Below are 20,765 nucleotides of genomic sequence, written 5' to 3'. Positions count from 1 at the left end.
TAAAAATAAATTTTTTATACCCTGATCTATTTAGGATGCTTTTATTCGTGCTTTAATAGCATCTAAATCATCTGGGCCTGATTCCATGTTTTCGGCAATAATTTTAATGCGCTGTGCACGCTTAAGCATTTCTCTACTTTTATTCGCATTAGCAATTTGCAAATGAAAAACAGGCTTAATCAAATCAAGAGCAAATTGTGGATTTTGCAGCATCAATTCGCACTCGGCAGCATATACCATCCATTCTGGACGCTTTTTATCAAACTCGTTTGCTGCAAAATAAGCCATTCGCGCTTTGAGATAATCTTCTTGACGTTGAAGAACTATGCCGTAAGTTCCCCAGAAATCTGATGAATATGGATAAAGGTGCACTAACATTTTCATAATTTTGGCCGCGCGAACATATTCTTGATGTAGTAAGTATCGCCTGGCTAACTGGTGTATATTCTCTAATTCACTCATAGGAATTTGAGCGATATCAGATAAACATAAGTGACCATTTTTAAAATGTTCACATAATTTAGTAAAAACTTCTTCATTTATTGTCTTTTTTATAGCCACAACTTCATTTGCTTGTGTATCCATACCTATAACCTTTTTTAAGTATTTAATTGGCGCCAACCAATTCAATACAGTGTTTCTTTATTTTCTCCCTCCATCCCTTACATACACAGATCCCCTCCTTTTCGGATATTTGATATTTATTTTTTATCGTACAGAAAATCTGAGCAAGTATGCTTAAATGAAAATTTTAGCATATTTCAACGCACTGTATAATAATACATAAATAGTGTACCAATTTTCACAATCGTAGTATGGGATTTTTCATGTTTAATTATTCAAATCGTCTCTGGCTATTATGGATGACTGCAGGCATTACGGCTATATTGCTTGCCTTCGGTTGTAATAAAGCTGATCCTAACCAACATGATCAATTAGATACCAAGCAAGATCCCTCTATTGATGCTACTATTCTGCATAAAGATACTAAGATGGCTATGCGTGCCATAAATATTTCTTATGCTAATGTAATAAAAATGCTTGATTCTCTAAATTTTGAATCGCGATCCATTATAACGTTCAGTCGCGGTGGTAAAGAATTACAAGAGACACACTTTGGTATTGTTACTCAAGATGTCAGTGGTAATTTTTATACTTTTTCAGACACCGGACCCAGTCAAACCGAAATCTACCTAATCGATGAAGATGTTTATATTCGCCAAGATAAAGGGCACTTGCGCAAAACCTCTCGGCGCCAAACTGATATTGAAAAATGGCCCGAGCTAATTTGGTCTGAACTACGCCAAAGTCTTGCTTTATTTTCACCACGCCTCAGCCTTAGTGAACCAAAACCAGACGCAGTCGATGGTCGTCAAGCAATACGGTACCCAATTGCCTTAACCAGACCTAATGAACAAAGCATTGATATACCCATTAGTTCATCAAACATGCCAGTTGCTCCTACAGCTCGCTGGCGTGAACTGGCAAAACCACTATCAGTATCCGGAAACATCTGGGTCGATACTGCCACTGGCATTATTCTCAAAAGCCATATTGAAGGTAGGTTAGAGGTTGCAGATCGTGATGTTAGACCTACACAACTTTTATTAAGATTCGATGGAGCTATAAAAAAAATTGGCAAAGCAACCGTACGTAATGTGCCAAAAAGTATTAATGAGTATCAACGCATCCCGCCACCACATAAAAGTCTAATTGAATTTTTTGCTGACGACCTCAAGCAAGCAGGTCCTAATGCCTATATTCCTTAATTATTTTAATCTCTTGCGCTATTTATAAATAAACTTTAAATATATTTTCAAAATGAAGCATTTTTACATAATTTCTAATGCGCTATCAAACATAACAAGTTAGAGTTTAAGTAAAACTCACCAACTTAAGGAGGTTTTAACTGTCTACCGAATACTTTGCTCGTAAAGCAGCTGACTTTGCATTTGAACGTAAAGCTTTAGATGTAATTGTAATCGATTTACGCCAACGTTCAGCGTATGCTGATTTTTTAGTTATGGCTAGTGGTACCAGTGATCGTCACGTTCAATCTATCAGCGAACATATAAGTACATCATTAGCAAAACTTGGTACAAAAGTTCAAGGAATTGAAGGTTTACGCGAAGGACAATGGGCATTAATTGATTTTGGAAGCATCGTTGTACATGTTTTTCATCAATATACACGACAAGTATATGACATCGAAGCTATGTGGGAAGATGCTCCAAGGCTTTGTGTTTGTGATACTTCTACTACGGTGCCAATATCAGCAACACATTGATAGTTTAAACATAAGCTCAATTGAAGCTTATTAATTTAATAATTCTTTAAGGATTTTTAGGGTGAAATATCGCGTAATTACCGTAGGCCGTCGAGCAAAAGACCCACTAGTTAATGCTGCAGATACCTATTCTACAAGACTTAATCATTACATATCAACTGAGCTAATTCGGCTGCGAGATGATACTTATGAACGCGAACATCAAATGATGCTAAAACATTTAAAAACCAATGAGATACTCATTGTACTTGATGAACGCGGTCGTCAGTATTCAACCACCGAACTTGCTAATTTACTTAATCATTGGCAAATAAATTATAGCAACCAGAATATTGCTTTTGTTATCGGTGGTGCCAACGGATTGCACGAAGACATCAAAAAACGCGCGAAAGAAATTTGGTCACTTTCTCGTTTTACTCTACCACATAGGCTTGCGTTGGTAGTTCTGCTTGAACAACTTTATCGCGCCCATACCTTTTTGCGCGGCGAGCCATATCATCGAGAATAGGTTTTATAAGGGGATGTCCCTAGTTAATCGCATACTCCGAAAGCATCATCAAATTCAGGTTCGGAATTACAAGAAGTACAACTATCTGGAAGAACAGCATCTTGCGCGGGGTCGCATAGCAACTTGCAGTGATAATCAGCACCGGTGTTTACACAAGCTAAACCTTGATTACAAGTGATCTCACCAAAATCACAGATTGAATCACGTGTCTGTGGCAATTTGCTTCTTTTTATACAGGCAAGTGTTAAAGTATCGGGACCAAGTGGTTGGCAGGTAGAATCAGCATTACATGAAAATTTTATGCTTGAATCTTTCGAGCATGGTCTTAAACAGGCGTTTGCGGTTTCAGTAATCTTGATGCATTCAAATCCCGTTGAACAGCCCGAATTGCCATCTAAAGAGCATTCACTTTTACTGCATGCCCCTCTAACCTTTGAATCTGTAAGTGAGCTTTCATCTGGCCGACAATAATAACCAGAAGGACATTCATTACTGCTAGCGCTATAATAGATATCACAACTAGCACTACAAAATGATTTGTTAAACAAGGGGACTTCTGCACAAATGTTGGCGGGATAACCACTACATTGATGATCGCGTGAACAACCTTCGCCTTGGGGTATGGAGCCATCCTTTACACAGCGACCAACCGCGCATGAATAGCCTGGATTGCATTCAGGCAAACCGGATTTTTGTGCTTCAATATTGCATGGCTGATTATCTTCACTCCAATCAAGTATTAATGAACAACTACTTGATAAGCCGACAATCATTATTAATAAAGCCATACTAGGCACAAAAAATAATAACTTTTTAGTATTGGTTATCATAATAATTCCTTTTTTAAAAACGCATTGTAGCAAATGCAGCACCACCATCAATCAGTGGCACAACCCCAAAACTAAGACTAGTACCTAGAGAATTCTGACTCATGCCAACAGGAGCATCCGATGGATTATAGAAGAAAAATAAACCTACACCTGTTGCTACCGCAACTGCTCCAAGCGGAACAAGAATATCACCTATGAGTGCCTTTAGTTTACCTGAACTTCTAAGCGAGGGAGCTTCAGAACTAGTTTGGGCCGTGGTGCGATAATCATTGTTATTTTTCTTGGCCATCCAATATAATAAACCTCCAGTACCACTAAGAACAACACCAGCACCTATACCACCAAAAAGTGCGATTTTTTTAAATTTAGTACAAGACATGCCCATACATGGACCACTATCTGATTCATCATCTTTGGCTCCATAATCAACTTTTTTGGTTAATGTGGTTTCACCAAATTGTGTTCGTAATAAATCGCTAATCTCGCGCTCAAAGACATCAGATTGGGTGTTGTACGGAAAAACATGCGACACTGTTTTAAAGTGTTTCTGGTTAACGAGATCATATTGAGCTGCTGTTACTTTAACTCGTTCACCATCGAGTCTAACATCGGCGGCAAATAATTGTTCGGTATCAAGTAAAGTTTTAAATTTAAGTAATGAATCATCAGGCAAACTTGAATCATCATTATTTCCATTGCGTAGCGCTTCACTTGCTACAGTTAATGCTTTATCGAAGGTGTTAAATTTTTTCGTAGGTTTCAAGGCGCCATTTAATTTGGTTACTTTATTACCTTTTACTGTAACGATTGTCCCGAAGCTACGATAGCCATCTTTTACCAATCTAACGTAATGCCGTCCTGGAGCTAATTGTTCGGCTGTTACTGGTGTAATACCGCGGAAAACACCATCTACATATAGCTTTGCGTATCCGGGACTAGATGTAATGGATATATTGCCTTGTGCTTTTTTATTAACCTGTTCCACTGTGTTTTGAAAAACTTTACGCATAGATGGATTAAATACTTTTGGATCAGGTTCTACCTTTGGAAATATTGTTATTGCTTGTTCTATTCGTTCAATTCCTTGTTCTTCATCGCCACGTAAAATTAACACAGCGCCAAACAAAACTAAAGCATCAGCAATAGGCTTAACATCAATAAGGTCTGGGACAAAGTGTTCATATTTGTTTACTGCTTTATTTAAGTAATCTGCCGCAGGATCAAGTTCTAAAGTTTCATATGCACTCATAGCCTTTTTTACTAGGCCTTCAGCTTCGTTAAATGCTTTTGCGGCATCTGGGTCGACTGCATCTAGCTTGTCATTATTATCAATGACTTCGTATCTGCCATCTTCAGAAAGAAAATAATGCAAATAATGAGCTACATAGGCAGCTGCTTTATCTGAACCAGCACCAGCGCTACTTACAACTACTGCGATTTTTGTAGCAGTAGCGCTTGTTGGCAAGAACGCCACAATTATTGCATACAAAACAGAAACATGTCGCATTATTGATAACATCGTTATGCTCCCTAATTTCGGGCGGACCGTAACACTCCCATCAAAATGGTTCAAGGAATCCCGAGAGTATTTTGTTTATCTCTGATAATAATGATTTGCACCACTACAAGCATATGATCAAGGGTCTAAACAAGATTATTTACTTATGATTTATTGCTACTTCAGTTTATAAACCATGATCAAGGAAGCTTTTCATATATTGTCTTTTTGAGTTATGAAGGTATTTCAATGATAAAGTTTATTCTTTTAGCGATATTGGTCTATGCGATCTTCCGCGCCTATCGTATGCTATTTGCATCTTCATCGCTATCTCCCCAAAATAATTCACAAATGTCTGCAAATTCGCAAACTCAGCGTCCTCCCCATATAGTCTTGGGTATCAAACCCAAAGCAACAGATGAAGAAATTCGCGCTGCATACCAACGCCTAATACACGAAAACCACCCTGATCGTGTTGCCACCATGTCCGACGAAATTCGCGCGCTCGCGCTGGCCAAAACAAAAGAAATAAATTGGGCGTATGATCAATTAAAACGATCGTAATAAACATACAAAATTTACCTCTGCCCAATATTGATCAAGCTTGCTATAATCATGTCCATGGCTAATAGCGCTATTAAAAAAATCGTTCCAAAACCTGTTGGTGAAAAACAAAATCCTGCAAAAATCTCACGTTTTCAAAGTAATAATCTTATTTATCGAACCATGATGCGTTGCGGCGGCGCGGCGTTTGGTGCACCTTTTGAAATAGGTCTATCTAGTCTTACTGTTAAAATTGTGAAGTTTTTCAGACAATTAGGCTTTTTCGGATTTGAAACTATTGAAAAAACACAACCACGTAACCAGCGTAATAAGTTCACTATGCACGGCGCAGCACCGTTTGTAGGTGACTATCAACGACGTTCAAAACGTAAAGTCTAAATCAATTAAGGACACCTCCTAGTTTTTTGCTATTGCAAAAAACTAACTTTAGTAAATACATTTATAAAACTGTTATTTATTCAGGTCGGTGATGAGTAATAATTCAGAGCTATTATCGAATGTTAGTATCTTCAAGGGCTTATCGCCAAAAACATTAGAAATTTTAGCATCTTCTTTACAACCGCTAAGTTTCAGCAAAAACAGCATTATTGTTGGCCAAGACGACCACGGTGATGCTTTATATATAATTGCTTCGGGAAAAGTAAAAGTTGTTCTTTATGGTGAAACTGGTCGAAAAATGATTTTAACCACTTTTCGTGCCGGTGATTTTTTTGGTGAAATGAGTTTACTTGACGGGCAACCTCGCTCCGCGAATGTCATTGCAATAGAAGATACAAATATACTGAAACTATCACGTGAAGATTTCGTTCGTCATTTAGAGGCATCACCAGCCACTGCTTTAAATATTTTGTGTGAAATGAGTCTCAGATTACGTCGTGCTGATGATATTATTGGCAACTTAGCATTGCTTGATGTTTATGGTCGCCTTGCACATGTTCTAATCGATATTGCTCAACGGGAAGGGCAAAACACCGATGCAGGATTTGTAATTCGCAGCCGACCTAGTCAAAAAGATCTTGCTGCTATGATTGGTACTACCCGCGAGACCGTTTCACGGGTACTTTCAGAATTTCAACGTCGTGGTTTTTTATTTATACACGGAAAAAAACTTTTACTAGGTCACGGATTCGTTGAACAGCCATTGTCTAGTGAGTTCCCTAAAAAATAAGCCTCGACCTTTGGTTTCAGAGACCCCCTAATCAACTCCTGTTGAGCTAACGTAGTTTTCGTTTATTTTTGCGATTGTCTTTTGGCGCCTTGTTATCAACCGCTTCTTTGGCCTTTTGGTAATCTGCAATAATTTTACGTACAGCCGCTGCTTCAGGGGCATTAGGATTTAAATCTAAATATTTACGATAATGTCTTACTGCATCAGCAGCCTTATTTTGCTTAGCATAGGCAATAGCCAACGCTCTGTGTGCTTTTGAAAAATTTGGTAAAATTGCAATTGCAGATTTAAATTTTTCTACTGCCAAAGATAGATCATTCTTTTCATAAGCATGCTGGCCCGCTGCAAAAAAAGCCAAAGCTTTATCTTTGGTAGTTTCAACTACTTGTGGCCGTCTTTCTTTAGCCGCCAAAGCAAGCACAATAGCATCACGTTTTATCCAAGCTCCCACTCCAACAATTATTAATGCGGCAATAATCACAAATGGCAAAACCGGCCTTTTATGGGGTTTCACTTCCGCCAAAGCATGTGCCGCTTCAGAACCAAGTAGCGTAACTTCTTTTTTTGCTGGTTCGACAACATTTAGGTTGGGCAAAACTAATGAAGGTAAAACACTGTTTTTGGCTGGATGAGAATTTTGTATTGGCTTTTGACGACGAGGACGTGGGGGTGGTCGCAACGGCGGCGGTGTAGGCGTATCAGATGTATTTATTGCAGGTTGGGTACCTGTTGACTCTTGATCAGTTACTGAGGTTTTTATCTCTGTTGTTTTTTTTGAATCAGCAGGCGCTTCTCCAGGTATAGGAGGCATATCAAAAGCAGGAAAAGTAGGTAGCTGCAAATGAGCTGGTATATCAGCTGAATCACTATTGAAAGTAAAAGATGAACTTTCGCTCGATGCTACTGAAGATCGTTCTCCTGTATTATCTAACTGCGGCAATGAAAAATCGAATGATGGCAATTGTAAATGTGCTGGTATATCCATTGTGGCATTATTAGCGTTACTATTTAATGCATCGTTTTTTGTATCAGACAAATCTGTTTTATTAGTTGATGATTGATTTGGGGAAGTTCCTACCCCGCCATCATCAACATTTGCAGCCGTGGTTTCATTTGCCGTTTCCTCATTAATCTTGTCTGACATGGTCGTTACCACCGTGCCCTTATCAATCTATAAATAATATCTAAAATGTATATAGTTTCATAATGAAACATTTAAAAAATTAAATAATTATATAGAACATTATAATCATATGCATTTGTAACATATTTACTTGTATTAGGGGGTGTCCCTTATTATGCTTTAGTTTTGCCATAACCAGCTCTAATAATGCACTTGTTTTTATCGCAAATGGCCGACTATCAATCAATGATATACAAAGAAATGTTAATGTATACTTGTAGTTAGAATTAATATTAGGCGATCATTAGAGCTATTTGAACAATAGCAAAAAAAGCGTGCTGCGGCTTTATGAAAAAAGTCTTAATTAACCGCCAATTTTACGAGTAATTGCCATAGCAGTATCGTAAAGCACCTTCGAAATATTAGACATCATTTGCAGTGTTTGTTGTTGTTTTTGCAGCATATTTTGCAAATCAACATTGGCAAGCTGTGCATCATCTCCAACAGTGTTCAACTTTTCTTCTTTGGCTTTAATTTCAGCCTCTAATTGTGCAAAACTACTCATGCCTGGGGGTGGGATTAGATTAGAAATACCCATGTTTTGGCGAATAGTTGCACTATCATCATCACCACCAAACATGGTCTTGTAAGCTTCATCTACTGAACCACAAACCTGTATAGCATATGAGCTTTTGGCGCCATTAGTACCAATATCGCTGAGAACAGAATTTAAAACGTCGAGATCAGCTTCACCAGCAACTGTATTTAATATTTGCTGAACTTCTGGGGATATAAGAGCAACAACTTCTTCGATCGAAGTACAAGATTCAATCATGTCTGCTTTTTCGTTAGCTGCATTCGGAGCGAATATAGAAATAATAGCTAACGCATCATCTCGTGTAAGACTTTCAATGTCTTCTGCTAGGAAGGCATCGAAATCGTCATTATCAGATATGTTGGCGTCTTTAACTCGGCTACCACTACTGCGCAAACCAGCATATACAATAAATTGACTACATAATCTTATAGCATCAGGAGATTTGCCACTTTCAACAAGTTGCTTGATTTGTAGTTTGACCGCATCTGGTATGTTTATACCACTAGTTGTCGCCCAGAGTTCAATTTTTTCAAGAACGGCAGCTTGACCGCTGGTAAATGTAGTTTCTACTAATTGCGAATAAAAATCTTTGCTCGCTTTATTGCCATGGCTAAGCATCCAAGCAGCCATTTGTGCTTGTTGAGACGGCGTCATATCATTCATGTCGCTAACGCCTAAAGTCTCAGTTGCATACTTAGTTGCTTCGGCCTGTAATTTTCGTAAGTCAGTTAAATTATCGCGTAATGCTTTTTTGCAATCGTTAAAATATTTAACTTTTTCTGCATAAAAACGAAGATCTTCGGTGGTTTCTAAATACGAAGTACGCAATACCTCTTGCACTAGGGCGTTTACATCAATCATACCGCCTTTAACTGAAATGTCGGTAACCCATTGCCCCCAACGACTAGCCACACCTGGTGAGTAACCCGTATTGCTAATATCTTGGGCTATCTGGTGAAGAGCTTGTTTCTGTGAATCAGATAAAGTTAGATTAGAAATATTAAGAGCCTCAACATTTAGACCACTTGATGTAGATTTAACATCTAATTTACCGCTATATGAATTAACTGAAGTTGTGACTAGATTATTAATGCCAGTTTTATTGCCTGATTGTTTGACTTCTGAAGAATTTGAGGCTTGTTGTATGGTCGTATTATTCTGGACCTTATAAATTTCCATGATTTAATCACTTTCTGAAACAAGCCACTTTAAATATTTGTGGCAATATTGAAAAATACACTACACAGTAAAAATTAAACAGATAGAAGCTTTTATGGCTAATTAATTTATCTTTAAAATATTAAAATATTAAAATACAAAGATCATCACCTATCTGGTTAAAAAAAAAGCTTTTATCATAACCTTCACATTTAATCTTCGATCAATTGGCGATAATAAATTGATATTACAACTAAGAAAAAGGTTCATGCATTACACAATGCATGAATAATATTATGACAATTTCGTCATACCAAAAAAATTAACGCAACAACATATAACTGTTAACTGCTGATAATCTTTTTTTAGGAAGGTCCTACCCGGTTTGCACCTCAGGTTCTGGTACAGATTGTGGCGGTGATATCTTTAGCGATGCTGCAGTGCGCGAATGCACTTCTTACATGGTAACTACTCAATAACTCTAATTATAAGTTTGTATCTGATTCTATTTATAGCGCATAATATGCCATCATGCGCATTTACGAAATCAATACCTTAGTATGGCTTGTTGAACTTTCGGAGCGTTATGAGCAAGAAATAACGCTGGCAAATGTTCCTGAACATGAATGGGATGTATTAAAGGCATACCATTTTAATGCTGTGTGGTTAATGGGTGTTTGGAAACGTAGTCCTCGTGGACGTGCTCTTGCTAAAGAACATGCTGATGTTGTTGATGAATGTCGACGGGTTTACCCAGGTTTTTCAAAAAACCGTGACATTGTTGGCTCACCCTACTGTATTTTCGATTATGTTGTTGATGAAAAATTTGGGGGGCCACAAGGATTAGCTATTGCGCGAGAATCTTTACGCGAGCGCAATTTACAGTTGTTGCTAGATTTTGTACCCAATCACACTGCTCATGATCATCATTGGGTAACCGAACATCCAGAATATTATGTAACTGGTACCCCAAGAGATATCAGCAATAATCCAAGACGATTTTTTAAGACTGATGCCAATAATATAATTGCTTATGGTTCACCATCAGTTGATACCGCTGAAGCTTGGACCGATACTGCTCAAGTTAATTTTTTTAATCAAGACTATCGCAATGCTGTCATTGCAACACTTAGAGACATTGGCAATCAATGCGATGGCATACGTTGTGACATGTCAATGCTCGCACTTGATGATGCTTTTGCGTCTATTTGGACGCCACTAGTGGGTACACCATTGGCACAACCATTTTGGACTGAAGTGATAAAACAAACTCGCATTACCCACCCTGATATAATTTTCATTGCCGAGTCATATTCAGATACGCAATGGCAACTTCAGCAACAAGGGTTTAATTATTGTTATGATAAAGAACGCTTATATGACCGCTTACGTTGCGGTAGTGCTGAATCTATTCGCCAACATCTCTTTGGCAGCCCTCCTGAATATCTAAAAGGACTACTGCATTTTATTGAAAACCATGATGAACCTCCAGCATCGCTAATTTTTCGCCCTAAAGAGCGTTTAATATTAGCAGCAATTGCCACTGCGACCTTGCCAGGAGCTTCACTATGGTATGATCAACAATTTGAAGAACGTTTTGGTAAATTGCCAGTGCAACTTGGGTCCGCTACTACTATGCGTAATTTTTATCGTCGTTTGCTTAAAGTTACGTATCATGAATCAATTAGCTATGGTGATTGGGTGATGTGTCAAGTTGACAAAGCGCCTGCAATGATTGCGTGGTGTTGGACTTATGACAACAAACGTCTTTTAGTAGTTATAAACGTATCAGAAGATGAAAGACATTGGGGTCACATCACTACACCTTGGCATGATTTACAAGGCCACGATTGGCAACTTTATAATTTGCTTACCGAAGAATACTTTAACGCCGAAAGTGCACACGAAGGAAAGTTCTATATTGAGCCACGTCGCTGGGGTGCCGATATTTTTGAACTTTTGCAAAGGTAAATTGAGGATTATTATGCCACCAATCCGCACTACCATCGAAGCACAAGCTCCGACTAGCATAAGAGATGCCAGTATAACTCCGCGCGGACGTGTCTTTGCTAGCCCAAGTGATTGGCGTGATCAGTTCGTTTATTTTTTATTAGTTGATCGCTTTAGCTCTGGCAATAACGATCCGACAGCAATCTTTGACCGTAATGATCCCACAGCACAACAATTCGATAAGCGGCAATGGATGCAACAAGGTAAAGTATTCTGTGGCGGCAAAATTACAGGCATCACCAAACGTCTCGGTTACTTAAAACAACTTGGAGTCACTACTGTATGGGTAAGTCCAGTTTTGCGCCAGCGGCGTGAATTAGCAACATATCATGGCTACGCGATTATGGATTTTCTTGATGTTGATCCGCGTTTTGGCACTCGCCAAGAATTACGCGACATGGTTGATGCTGCCCATGATTTAAATATGTATATTATTCTTGATATAATTTATAACCATATGGGCGATAATTTTTACTACAATTACAATGGCGAAAAACATAATCGCCTTGGCTATCGCTTTGCGCCGCCATATGATGTTCATGGCTGGCGCCTGCAAAATGGAGATAGCAGCTTTAATATTCAAACCCATAATGATGCTGTGTGGCCTGCTGAATTTCAAGACCCCAATTGGTATATACGCGCTGGTAGCATCGGCAAATGGGACCCAGAACCTTGGGAAGACCCTATGCATGATGACAACGAGTTTCGTCGCGGTGATTTTTGTGAGTTAAAAGATATTAATCATAAAACACCTGCTCTGGGTGCTTTAATTCGCGCCTATCAGTATTGGATAGCTATAACTGATTGTGATGGTTTTCGTATTGACACGACAAAACATGTTACGCTTGAAGCTTCACGTAATTTTTGTGGAGCAATTCGTGAATATTGTGAATCGATCGGTAAAGAGAACTTTTTGCTACTTGCTGAAGTCGCTGGCGGTGCGGCTATGGCGCGTAATTATTTAGAAATATTTAAACGTAATGTCGATGCAGTTATCGATTTTGGTGAACCCGCAAAACATTTAATTTCTATGGTTAAAGGTACTGAAGACCCACGCATCTTCTTTTCACAATTTGGTGGTCATGACGCCATGGGTAGCCACCGAGAATTGGGTCGCTATCATTTAGGAATGTTCAACGACCATGACCATATAGGTCGTAGCAAAGCTCGATTTATGTCAGGTAATATACGCAGCGATGGTACGCCTCGTTATGAACAAGCAGCACATGCTATAGGAGTGCAACTAACTACGTTAGGTATTCCAGGTATATATTATGGTACCGAACAGGCTTTTGATGGTTCAACTAGCTATCACAACGAAACTTATGAACCAAAAGATGAAAATGGTGTAATTCCTTTTGAAGATCGCTATATCCGTGAAACTATGTTTGGTGGCGGTTTTGGTGCCTTTGGCACTAATGGGTGTCATTTCTTTGATTCATCACATCCTACTTATACCGCCATTGCTGCTATAGCCAGCATCCGTAATCGCCATGATGATATTGGCATGACTTTGCGTCGTGGTCGACAGTATCAACGTGAAGTACGCTCTTGCGGTGATCATACTTTTGCGCTGACTAATAATGGCGGGGGGGTAGTCGCTTGGTCACGCATTTTAATGCAACGTGAAGTAATTATAGTGCTTAATACGCAAGCTGAGCAGACTGCTGAAGCTGATATAACTATTGATTCTGGCCTGCATCCACCAGCAAGTCCTAAACTACATTGTTTATATCCAACTAACTCTTCAATAGCCATGCCCCAGTATAATATTCAATATGAAAACGGACGATCTTTTATAAGCTTAACTTTGCCAGGGTCAGGTATGCTCATTTTAACTTAATGAAACTTTTAGATTAGAAATTATATATAGAAAGTTATAAATTATTCGAGAAAAGTTTTGTTTGAATAATTTTCTAAGTATGGTTTTTAAAACTTATTAAATTTCTTTAATTATGAGATTAAAATGACTTGATATCGAGTAATCTCCTTTGCCCGTAATTTTCTAATTATTTTAACGATAGTTAGTATACAATATGCCGCTTCTGGTACTGATATTTAAACGCTAAAACAAATAAAATTTCTTATGAAATGCGTGCTCAAGTACCAGGTAATTTTCACGGTCTACCCGCGCAAATATCAGCAATGTATGCACCTGAAATTAGCGCTATGCGTGACGAAGTACAAATGGATGTTGTTGATCATTAATGCGGTGCTTGTTTGGTTTTATATCTAATCTGATTTCATGTTAGGTACGCCGGTATAAGTTAAAAATCCTTAACGTTATAGTTTTTCGTATTTGTGATCTAGCCCTTTATGGCAAGCTGTGGCAAATCGCCATGTTATGGCTTTTATTGATCACAAAACCAATGACCGTAAGTGGCAACAAAGATGGCGTGAAACCGGCGTTTTCCGCGCTAAAGATGACGATCGCTCGCGTCCGGCAATCTATGTTTTAGACATGTTTCCTTATCCTTCAGGGGCTGGTTTGCACGTCGGTCATCCTGAGGGCTATACCGCGACCGATATAGTCTCGCGCTATTGGCGTATGCGCGGCCATAATGTTTTGCACCCTATGGGTTGGGATGCCTTTGGTTTGCCTGCCGAAAATTACGCTATCACCACCGGCGTACATCCAGCGATTACCACCGCTAAAGCTATTGAAACCTTCAAACAGCAAATACAAGCGATCGGTTTATCATACGATTGGGACCGCGAAATCAACACCACTGATCCTGATTATTATAAATGGACCCAGTGGATATTTTTAAAAATGTTCGAGCGCGGCCTAGCCTACGAAGCCATGGTGCCTATTAATTGGTGTCCTAAAGACCGCACCGGTTTGGCTAACGAAGAAGTGCATAACGGCTGCTGCGAGCGCTGCGGCACCCCAGTTGAACGCCGCAATATGCGCCAGTGGATGTTAAAAATCACCGCTTACGCTGACCGTTTGCATACTGACCTTGAAGGTCTTGATTGGCCGGAGTCAACTCGCGAAATGCAGCGCAATTGGATTGGCCGATCAGAAGGTGCTGAAATTGATTTTAATACTAGCGCAGGCCCTTTACGTGTCTTTACTACGCGACCTGATACTTTATTTGGTGCGACCTATATGGTGTTAGCACCAGAGCATCCGCTAGTCGATAAAATAGCTACCCTCGCGCAAAAAGCAGCAGTCGCTGAATACCGACAACGCACGCAAAACAAAAGTGACATTGAACGCACCGATCTAGCTAAAGAAAAAACTGGTGTTGATACTGGGGCCACGGCAATTAATCCAGCCACAGGTAAACCTATACCCATTTGGATAGCTGACTATGTGTTAATAGGCTATGGCACCGGCGCTATCATGGCTGTACCTGCACATGATGCACGCGACCACGCATTTGCTACCAAATATGGCTTACCGATCATTGAAGTAGTTAAAGGTGGCAAAGACGTACAAAACGAAGTGTATGAAGGCGACGGTGTCGCGATTAACTCACCACCTATTGATGGGCTCGCCACCCCCGAAGCCAAAAAGAAAATTACTGATTGGCTTGAAGAAAAAGGCCTTGGCAAAAGTACTGTTACTTATCGTTTACGCGATTGGGTATTCTCACGGCAACGCTACTGGGGTGAACCATTTCCCATTGTGCACTGCAAAGGTAAATGCAATGAGCCTGTAGCTGTTCCTGAAAACGAGTTGCCAGTTTGCTTACCCGAAGTCGAAAATTACGAACTTACTGGCACGGGTGAATCGCCATTAGCGACGATAAACAGTTGGATAAAAACCACTTGTCCTAAATGTGGTGGCCCCGCAGAACGCGAAACTAACACGATGCCCAATTGGGCCGGTTCGTGCTGGTATTATCTTCGTTATATTGACCCTAAAAACGAAAAAATACTTTGTGACCCTGAAAAGGCTAAATATTGGTTGCCTGTTGGGCTTTATGTTGGAGGCACCGAGCATGCCGTTTTACACTTATTATATGCACGTTTTTGGCATAAATTTCTTTATGATTTGGGTTTGGTTAGTAGCGAAGAGCCATTTCAACGCTTACGCCATCAAGGTATGGTATTAGCTTTTAGTTATCAAGACGAACTTGGCGCTTATCATGGTTATGACGAAATCGATTTTTCGCAAGATCCGCCAAGTTTAAAAAATGGTGGTAAGCTAACTTGCCAAATCGAAAAAATGTCAAAATCGAAAAAAAATGTGGTCAACCCTGATGCAGTCATTGAACAATATGGCGCTGATGGTTTGCGGCTTTATGAAATGTTTATGGGTGACTTTGAGTCTTCAAAACCATGGGACGTGCGAGCCATTGAAGGCGTCGCCCGCTTTTTAGGTCGTGCTTGGCGCTTATTTGAAGATTATGCCCCTGATAAAATGATACAAGACGACCAACATGTGCGAATTCGTCATGCGACTATAAAAGCCGTAACTGAACGCATTGAACTATTTAAGTTTAATACTGCGATTGCGGCTTTGATGGATTACGTTAGCGCCATAACTGGCAAGCCTACCAAACAAGACCTTGAAACCTTAGCCTTACTGCTTTCGCCATTTGCCCCACATTTGGCCGAAGAAGGCTGGGAACGCTTAGGGCATCAACCATTTGTGTGTACCCAAAGTTGGCCGAGTTTTGACGCTAAATTGGCATTAGGTGAAACATTAACCTTGGCAGTGCAAGTAAATGGTAAATTGCGCGGTCAAGTTGAAATAACTCGCGGTGCTAGCGAAGAAGATTTAAAACAAGCTGCGTTAGCTATAGCAAATGTGCAAAAATCTATTGAAGGTAAAACTATTCGACGCGTAATTGTTGCACAAGGTAAGCTAGTGAACATTGTGGTATAGAAAATAGTTCACAATAAATCTAGGATTATTGCGAGTTATTCGTTTTGTCTGTAATGGCAGGTTCAATAGTTTCTTTCATCATAACTGGGCTCTGTTTTGCTGGTCTCGTATGTATTTTAAACAGGTACTTAAATAATAAACCTATCTCAATAGGTGCTTTCATTGATGAGTCGAAAAAGTAATCATAGCGAGCAAATAAAGTAACCCAACCCATTGAAATCATCGGGCGTATAGCCACACCATGATAAAAATTATTATCTTCGTTTTTGGCTAAAACATAACCGCCATCCATACCAAAAAAAGTATAACCAATTTCAGGACCAATACTAAATCGAGACATATTTGCCTTTAAATCATAAAGCATGTCTGTATAGGCACCAAACCATTTTGCATCGCCATTAAGATTCACTATACTAATTTCGGCGCCACCAATAAATCCGGTCGGCTTATCACGCTTGGTAGCGACACCCATGGTAAAACCTGCAGGCATATACCAACCAATATCTATTTTTGGTGCCGCATCTGCATAAGCAAGATGTGCTACTAGCATCGAAATGCTAAGCGTAATTGTATACGTACATAAACACGAAGTTTGTTTCATTTAAGCTCCATTATTACATCATGTTGTGGTTCTAGGTTTTCAAATTGCCAAAACATTTTTGGTCCTTGGCGATGGTGCGCAAATTGATTTTCTACTTTAGCATGTGCCAATTTATATTGAGTGTCATAAATTTCTACCCTTAGATAATTAATCGAGCCATGCCAATAAGCACCTGAACTAAGTATATATTTAAATATGTGTTTACCAGTTTGCTTATATTTCACACGCATAAGCAAGTATTGGCTGCGATGACTGTCTTGTGGAATAAAAATATCATAATGTTCAACTGCTGGGCTTACCGGTAATAATCCTGAAGTGCTAGGTTCAGTTGATATGGCATGCCATTTTATTATTTTTTCTGATTTATTTAATAGCTGCAATATTGCGTTATTGTCATTATTTCGAGCATCGCGAGAAATCTTAGCGATGGTATCAAATGAAGCAATTGTCACAAAGAAATCTTGCGCTATGTTTCCTGGCTTAGCAATTGGAAATGTCATATGTCTTGCTTCTTCTACATCACCTGAAAAAATAAAATCAGCTTGTACTGTTAAGTAATCCTCCGCTAGTGTAAGTTTTAAGATTTCACTAGCTAGCGAAATATCACTAGCTTCTATATAGGGATAATGTAAAATAGGGGTTAAATTATAACATCCGCATAAATATAAAACGTTAAGAGTAATTATGATTTTACCTCGACACAAAACACTTCGAAAAAATCGTAGCCACCAAGTTTTTTTTTAATATAGTTAAATTATTTTTTGTCATCACATTTCTTCTTTATACCAGCAACCTATTTGCTGCTGCCACTAGTGAAACCCCTTTAAACAAAGCTTGCCGTCTTGGTGATCTCTCTTTAGTCGAATTTTTATTAGAGCAACAAATCTCTGTCAATGAAAAAATCATTTTACCAAATATTATAAATTTCACTGATGATGATATGGATTTTAATAAAATTACTCCACTAATTTCAACAGTACGTACTTTATACTTGACGTAACACCATTTTTAACGGCATAGGTGCCTGCCGTATCCAAAAATAAAAGTAGTAATTTTTACTATTGCTGCAGCAATTCGAGCCGGAGTGGCGGAACTGGCAGACGCGACGGACTCAAAATCCGTTATTCGAAAGGATGTGTGGGTTCGATTCCCTCCTCCGGCACCAATTTTTTTGATCTTTTTCTTTTATACTTCTTACTGCACTTCCCGACTCTAATAAAACTCTGATAATCTCCTGCCACGTGCGGAGGTGCCTAATGGGTCTATTTAAAATGAATGGCAGCGATATGTGGTGGATGAGCTATACCGTTCACCATCGTCAGGTACGTGAATCGACGGGCACAGCCAACAAACGAATCGCCGAAAGCACCTTAGCCAAGAAAAAGACGGAGATTATCGAAGGCAAGTGGTTCCCCAACAAGAAGCGTGGTGGTCTCACTGTTGCAGGCTTGCGCGATTTATAGCTGAAGCATGCAAAAGGTAAAACTACGCTCAACGATGACAAGCGACGGCTCGATGCTATTGTAGAGATTTGGCAGGCAAAAACACTGATTGCCAGCTTACAAATGGCTGACGTAGATTATTTACGCAATACCCTTTCCGAACGGATGACCCGGCGGAGCAAGGAAATGAAGCCAGCGACCGTCAACCGCCATTTGGCGGTCCTTCGATCAGCATTACGCGCGGCAGCAACGGATGGCTATGAGCATCATATTTTTTCTGGAAGCATTAAATTTCTTGCTGAGGAAAATGAACGCGACCGTGTTTGCTCGGAGGAAGAATACCATCATCTCATCTCCTCGGCGCATCCAGAGCTGCAGCTCGCTATAATGATTCACGCGAATACCTTGAGGCTTTTTAAAAGACTCTCACGATCTTTTTTCTAAATAGAAAAAACGCCTGAATATCTTGCCAAAGCAGGAAATTGTGGCGATTTCGTACGGTTTATTCCTCACCAAAAAAATATTCACGTATTTGATGGTTTCTGAACAGCTAGCAAAAAACAGGCGACATCAGTTGCAATCCAAAATTATCATGGTGATAATCGCGTGTGCTTTTTTGCTTTTGCGATGGGCGGGGGTTTAAAGCAGCATACCGAGATTAAATAACTCAGGTCAGTTACATGTTGTACAATCGCATCACACTAGTGTTGTTCGTAGTGTTCGGTTTGTTTATATCAGCCTGCACCGATTTCGATCGCTTGACCGAGACCCCTACCGAGACTCCTACGACGAACAATGGTGAACCCGAACTTGCGCCACCAACACCAGCTGACATCGCACCGCCCCCAACCGTAAGCACACCGCCAGCACCTCCTTCAAAGTCCGCAGCAAATAAATACACAAAGAAAAAAAGAGAACGCAAACGACATCGCCAAGTGCGTGCAAAAAGAACAAAAAAGCCACAGCAACCACCAGTAAAGCTATCATCGACTGTAACTAAAGATTCTGCACCAATGCCACCTGTTGACGCATCGTTATCAGCAAATGTTTTGACTGCTAACAATGCTGGGGCAATAAACACAGATAGCACTGAGACTCGCGATATAGCCCCAAATGGTGTCGCTACGACTACAGACGCAAGTGTTACCAACGAAACATCTAACGATACCGCCACAGGCAGCGATACCCTTCAAGCACACCCTTCACAGCAAATAGTCACGCAAGGGCAGCAAACAACCGCACTGCAATCTCTGCTCGGTGTCAAACCTTGGTTAGAAATTGGCTCGCACTTTATGAGCAATCCGCAAGCAACTAACAATACTATGGGTGAAAGCGATTTAGTTACAATCGCCGGTTTAGGTGCGCGTTGGCAACATCAGAGTTCAGAGATCAATGCCCAAGCAGAGGGCTTGGTATCATACCAACAGTTTGCTGGTGCACAAACTAGCACCACGCGCGATTATTCTGAGTGGCTCGGTTATATCACTGCAACCATCACCCGCGCTGCCCGCGACGACCGCTTACTTGATTACGAACTTATGGCTAAAACTAGTCGCACCATCGAGCCTTCTGATCACACAGTATTTACGCGTCTTTTATATGTTGACACTACTGCAAATACCCACGCAGCGCTAACCCATGCAGCAAGCCATATCACTGCTTCGCTTGATTATAACTTTGGCTATCGCTTTTACGCTGCCGCCGCTGACAACTATCTTAATCGCCTTGTTCACACACCTGGTGCGAGCTTAGCTTGGCAAATTGACGAGTACACGCAGATTGAAGCAAACGCCAAGTTTATCGCGACCCGTTATAAACCTTACGCTAATATCACTGCGGTTTATCCATCGCATGGCGACACTAACATCGTGCCGGTCATAATTGGGGTCAAAAGTGACCTTGCTGACAACCTACAAGCAATTATTAAAGGCGGCATTACTTTTATCAACGCCCAGGTGGTCAATGATGAGCAAACATTTGTCGGCCAAGCTGAAGCAAACTATGAATGGGGCAAGTATCTTTGTGCCAAGGCAGGGGTAAGCAAAAACGTCGAAGCCACCAGTGGCTTTTCGTTTGTTGATGTTCTCGGCGGTTATATCGGAGTTTCATCCACACCTATCGATAAAACTAACGTCCAC

The 20,765-nt window shown here is 40.0% G+C and carries 21 protein-coding genes and 1 tRNA gene; 14 read left to right on the top strand and 8 right to left on the bottom strand.

From position 1 onward, the window contains the following. Positions 1-30 precede the first annotated feature (30 nt). Entirely contained in the window at positions 31-585 is a 555-nt protein-coding gene (locus JW841_03690) for a hypothetical protein (GenBank protein MBN1960023.1), read from the bottom strand. Between the two features lie 242 nt (positions 586-827). On the opposite strand from JW841_03690, the gene JW841_03685 reads away from it, so the two are divergent. From JW841_03685 to JW841_03675, 3 genes are all read left to right on the top strand, one after another. Continuing rightward, entirely contained in the window at positions 828-1,769 is a 942-nt protein-coding gene (locus tag JW841_03685; GenBank protein ID MBN1960022.1) for a hypothetical protein, read from the top strand. Positions 1,770-1,909: 140 nt separating this feature from the next. After that, positions 1,910-2,287: a ribosome silencing factor gene (rsfS, locus tag JW841_03680; protein MBN1960021.1), complete on the top strand. Its 378-nt coding sequence runs from the start codon at positions 1,910-1,912 to the stop codon at positions 2,285-2,287. Positions 2,288-2,348: 61 nt separating this feature from the next. Next, positions 2,349-2,795: a 23S rRNA (pseudouridine(1915)-N(3))-methyltransferase RlmH gene (locus JW841_03675; GenBank protein ID MBN1960020.1), complete on the top strand. Its 447-nt coding sequence runs from the start codon at positions 2,349-2,351 to the stop codon at positions 2,793-2,795. A gap of 23 nt (positions 2,796-2,818) precedes the next feature. Here JW841_03675 and JW841_03670 read toward each other — a convergent pair whose 3' ends face one another. Beyond that, positions 2,819-3,625, bottom strand: a complete 807-nt coding sequence (locus JW841_03670) for a hypothetical protein (GenBank protein MBN1960019.1) — start codon at positions 3,623-3,625, stop codon at positions 2,819-2,821. Positions 3,626-3,638: 13 nt separating this feature from the next. Continuing rightward, the gene (locus JW841_03665; GenBank protein MBN1960018.1) at positions 3,639-5,144 is read right to left on the bottom strand and encodes a PEGA domain-containing protein; all 1,506 of its coding nucleotides are present in this window, start codon (positions 5,142-5,144) and stop codon (positions 3,639-3,641) included. Between the two features lie 228 nt (positions 5,145-5,372). Between JW841_03665 and JW841_03660 the strand changes: the two genes are divergently transcribed. The 3 genes from JW841_03660 to JW841_03650 all read left to right on the top strand — a co-directional run bounded on the left by JW841_03660 (position 5,373) and on the right by JW841_03650 (position 6,855). Continuing rightward, the gene (locus JW841_03660; protein ID MBN1960017.1) at positions 5,373-5,687 is read left to right on the top strand and encodes a DnaJ domain-containing protein; all 315 of its coding nucleotides are present in this window, start codon (positions 5,373-5,375) and stop codon (positions 5,685-5,687) included. 57 nt (positions 5,688-5,744) lie between these two features. Then, the gene (locus tag JW841_03655) at positions 5,745-6,065 is read left to right on the top strand and encodes a hypothetical protein (GenBank protein MBN1960016.1); all 321 of its coding nucleotides are present in this window, start codon (positions 5,745-5,747) and stop codon (positions 6,063-6,065) included. Between the two features lie 91 nt (positions 6,066-6,156). Continuing rightward, positions 6,157-6,855: a Crp/Fnr family transcriptional regulator gene (locus tag JW841_03650; protein ID MBN1960015.1), complete on the top strand. Its 699-nt coding sequence runs from the start codon at positions 6,157-6,159 to the stop codon at positions 6,853-6,855. A gap of 46 nt (positions 6,856-6,901) precedes the next feature. On the opposite strand, the gene JW841_03645 is transcribed toward JW841_03650, so the two are convergent. Both JW841_03645 and JW841_03640 read right to left on the bottom strand, forming a co-directional pair. Further along, positions 6,902-7,999: a tetratricopeptide repeat protein gene (locus JW841_03645; GenBank protein MBN1960014.1), complete on the bottom strand. Its 1,098-nt coding sequence runs from the start codon at positions 7,997-7,999 to the stop codon at positions 6,902-6,904. 343 nt (positions 8,000-8,342) lie between these two features. After that, the gene (locus JW841_03640; protein MBN1960013.1) at positions 8,343-9,755 is read right to left on the bottom strand and encodes a hypothetical protein; all 1,413 of its coding nucleotides are present in this window, start codon (positions 9,753-9,755) and stop codon (positions 8,343-8,345) included. A 510-nt stretch (positions 9,756-10,265) separates the two neighbouring features. Between JW841_03640 and JW841_03635 the strand changes: the two genes are divergently transcribed. From JW841_03635 to JW841_03620, 4 genes are all read left to right on the top strand, one after another. Continuing rightward, positions 10,266-11,705 carry an alpha-amylase gene (locus JW841_03635; protein MBN1960012.1) on the top strand — a complete coding sequence of 480 codons (1,440 nt, stop codon included), beginning with the start codon at positions 10,266-10,268 and terminating at the stop codon, positions 11,703-11,705. Positions 11,706-11,718: 13 nt separating this feature from the next. Then, the gene (locus JW841_03630) at positions 11,719-13,587 is read left to right on the top strand and encodes an alpha-amylase (protein ID MBN1960011.1); all 1,869 of its coding nucleotides are present in this window, start codon (positions 11,719-11,721) and stop codon (positions 13,585-13,587) included. 248 nt (positions 13,588-13,835) lie between these two features. After that, complete coding sequence (locus tag JW841_03625) at positions 13,836-13,952, top strand: hypothetical protein (GenBank protein ID MBN1960010.1); 117 nt, start codon at positions 13,836-13,838, stop codon at positions 13,950-13,952. Positions 13,953-14,088: 136 nt separating this feature from the next. Further along, positions 14,089-16,584 carry a leucine--tRNA ligase gene (locus JW841_03620; protein ID MBN1960009.1) on the top strand — a complete coding sequence of 832 codons (2,496 nt, stop codon included), beginning with the start codon at positions 14,089-14,091 and terminating at the stop codon, positions 16,582-16,584. Between the two features lie 25 nt (positions 16,585-16,609). On the opposite strand, the gene JW841_03615 is transcribed toward JW841_03620, so the two are convergent. Further along, positions 16,610-17,185 (bottom strand): hypothetical protein, encoded by a 576-nt coding sequence (locus JW841_03615; GenBank protein MBN1960008.1) that lies wholly within the window; start codon positions 17,183-17,185, stop codon positions 16,610-16,612. Then, on the bottom strand, positions 17,182-17,685 hold the full coding sequence (locus tag JW841_03610) for a hypothetical protein (GenBank protein MBN1960007.1): 504 nt from the start codon (positions 17,683-17,685) through the stop codon (positions 17,182-17,184). Before JW841_03610 ends, JW841_03615 begins: the two co-directional genes overlap by 4 nt. A 578-nt stretch (positions 17,686-18,263) precedes the next feature. Here JW841_03610 and JW841_03605 point away from each other — a divergent pair. From JW841_03605 to JW841_03595, 3 genes are all read left to right on the top strand, one after another. Continuing rightward, positions 18,264-18,350 (top strand) — tRNA-Leu (locus JW841_03605). 91 nt (positions 18,351-18,441) lie between these two features. Then, the gene (locus JW841_03600) at positions 18,442-18,648 is read left to right on the top strand and encodes a hypothetical protein (GenBank protein MBN1960006.1); all 207 of its coding nucleotides are present in this window, start codon (positions 18,442-18,444) and stop codon (positions 18,646-18,648) included. 102 nt (positions 18,649-18,750) lie between these two features. Continuing rightward, positions 18,751-19,071: a hypothetical protein gene (locus JW841_03595; protein MBN1960005.1), complete on the top strand. Its 321-nt coding sequence runs from the start codon at positions 18,751-18,753 to the stop codon at positions 19,069-19,071. Positions 19,072-19,303: 232 nt separating this feature from the next. Here JW841_03595 and JW841_03590 read toward each other — a convergent pair whose 3' ends face one another. After that, positions 19,304-19,690, bottom strand: coding sequence for a hypothetical protein (locus JW841_03590; protein ID MBN1960004.1), 387 nt, complete (start codon positions 19,688-19,690; stop codon positions 19,304-19,306). On the opposite strand from JW841_03590, the gene JW841_03585 reads away from it, so the two are divergent. Next, on the top strand, positions 19,677-20,765 hold a 1,089-nt coding region (locus tag JW841_03585), incomplete at its 3' end, for a hypothetical protein (GenBank protein MBN1960003.1). The two genes, JW841_03590 and JW841_03585, sit on opposite strands and share 14 nt — an antisense overlap.

This window comes from Deltaproteobacteria bacterium, assembly GCA_016931625.1.
In the GTDB taxonomy this organism is placed as follows: domain Bacteria; phylum Myxococcota; class XYA12-FULL-58-9; order XYA12-FULL-58-9; family JAFGEK01; genus JAFGEK01.
The sequence above is the reverse complement of the archived record's forward strand: the minus strand, read 5'-3'. Positions and strand labels throughout refer to the sequence as shown.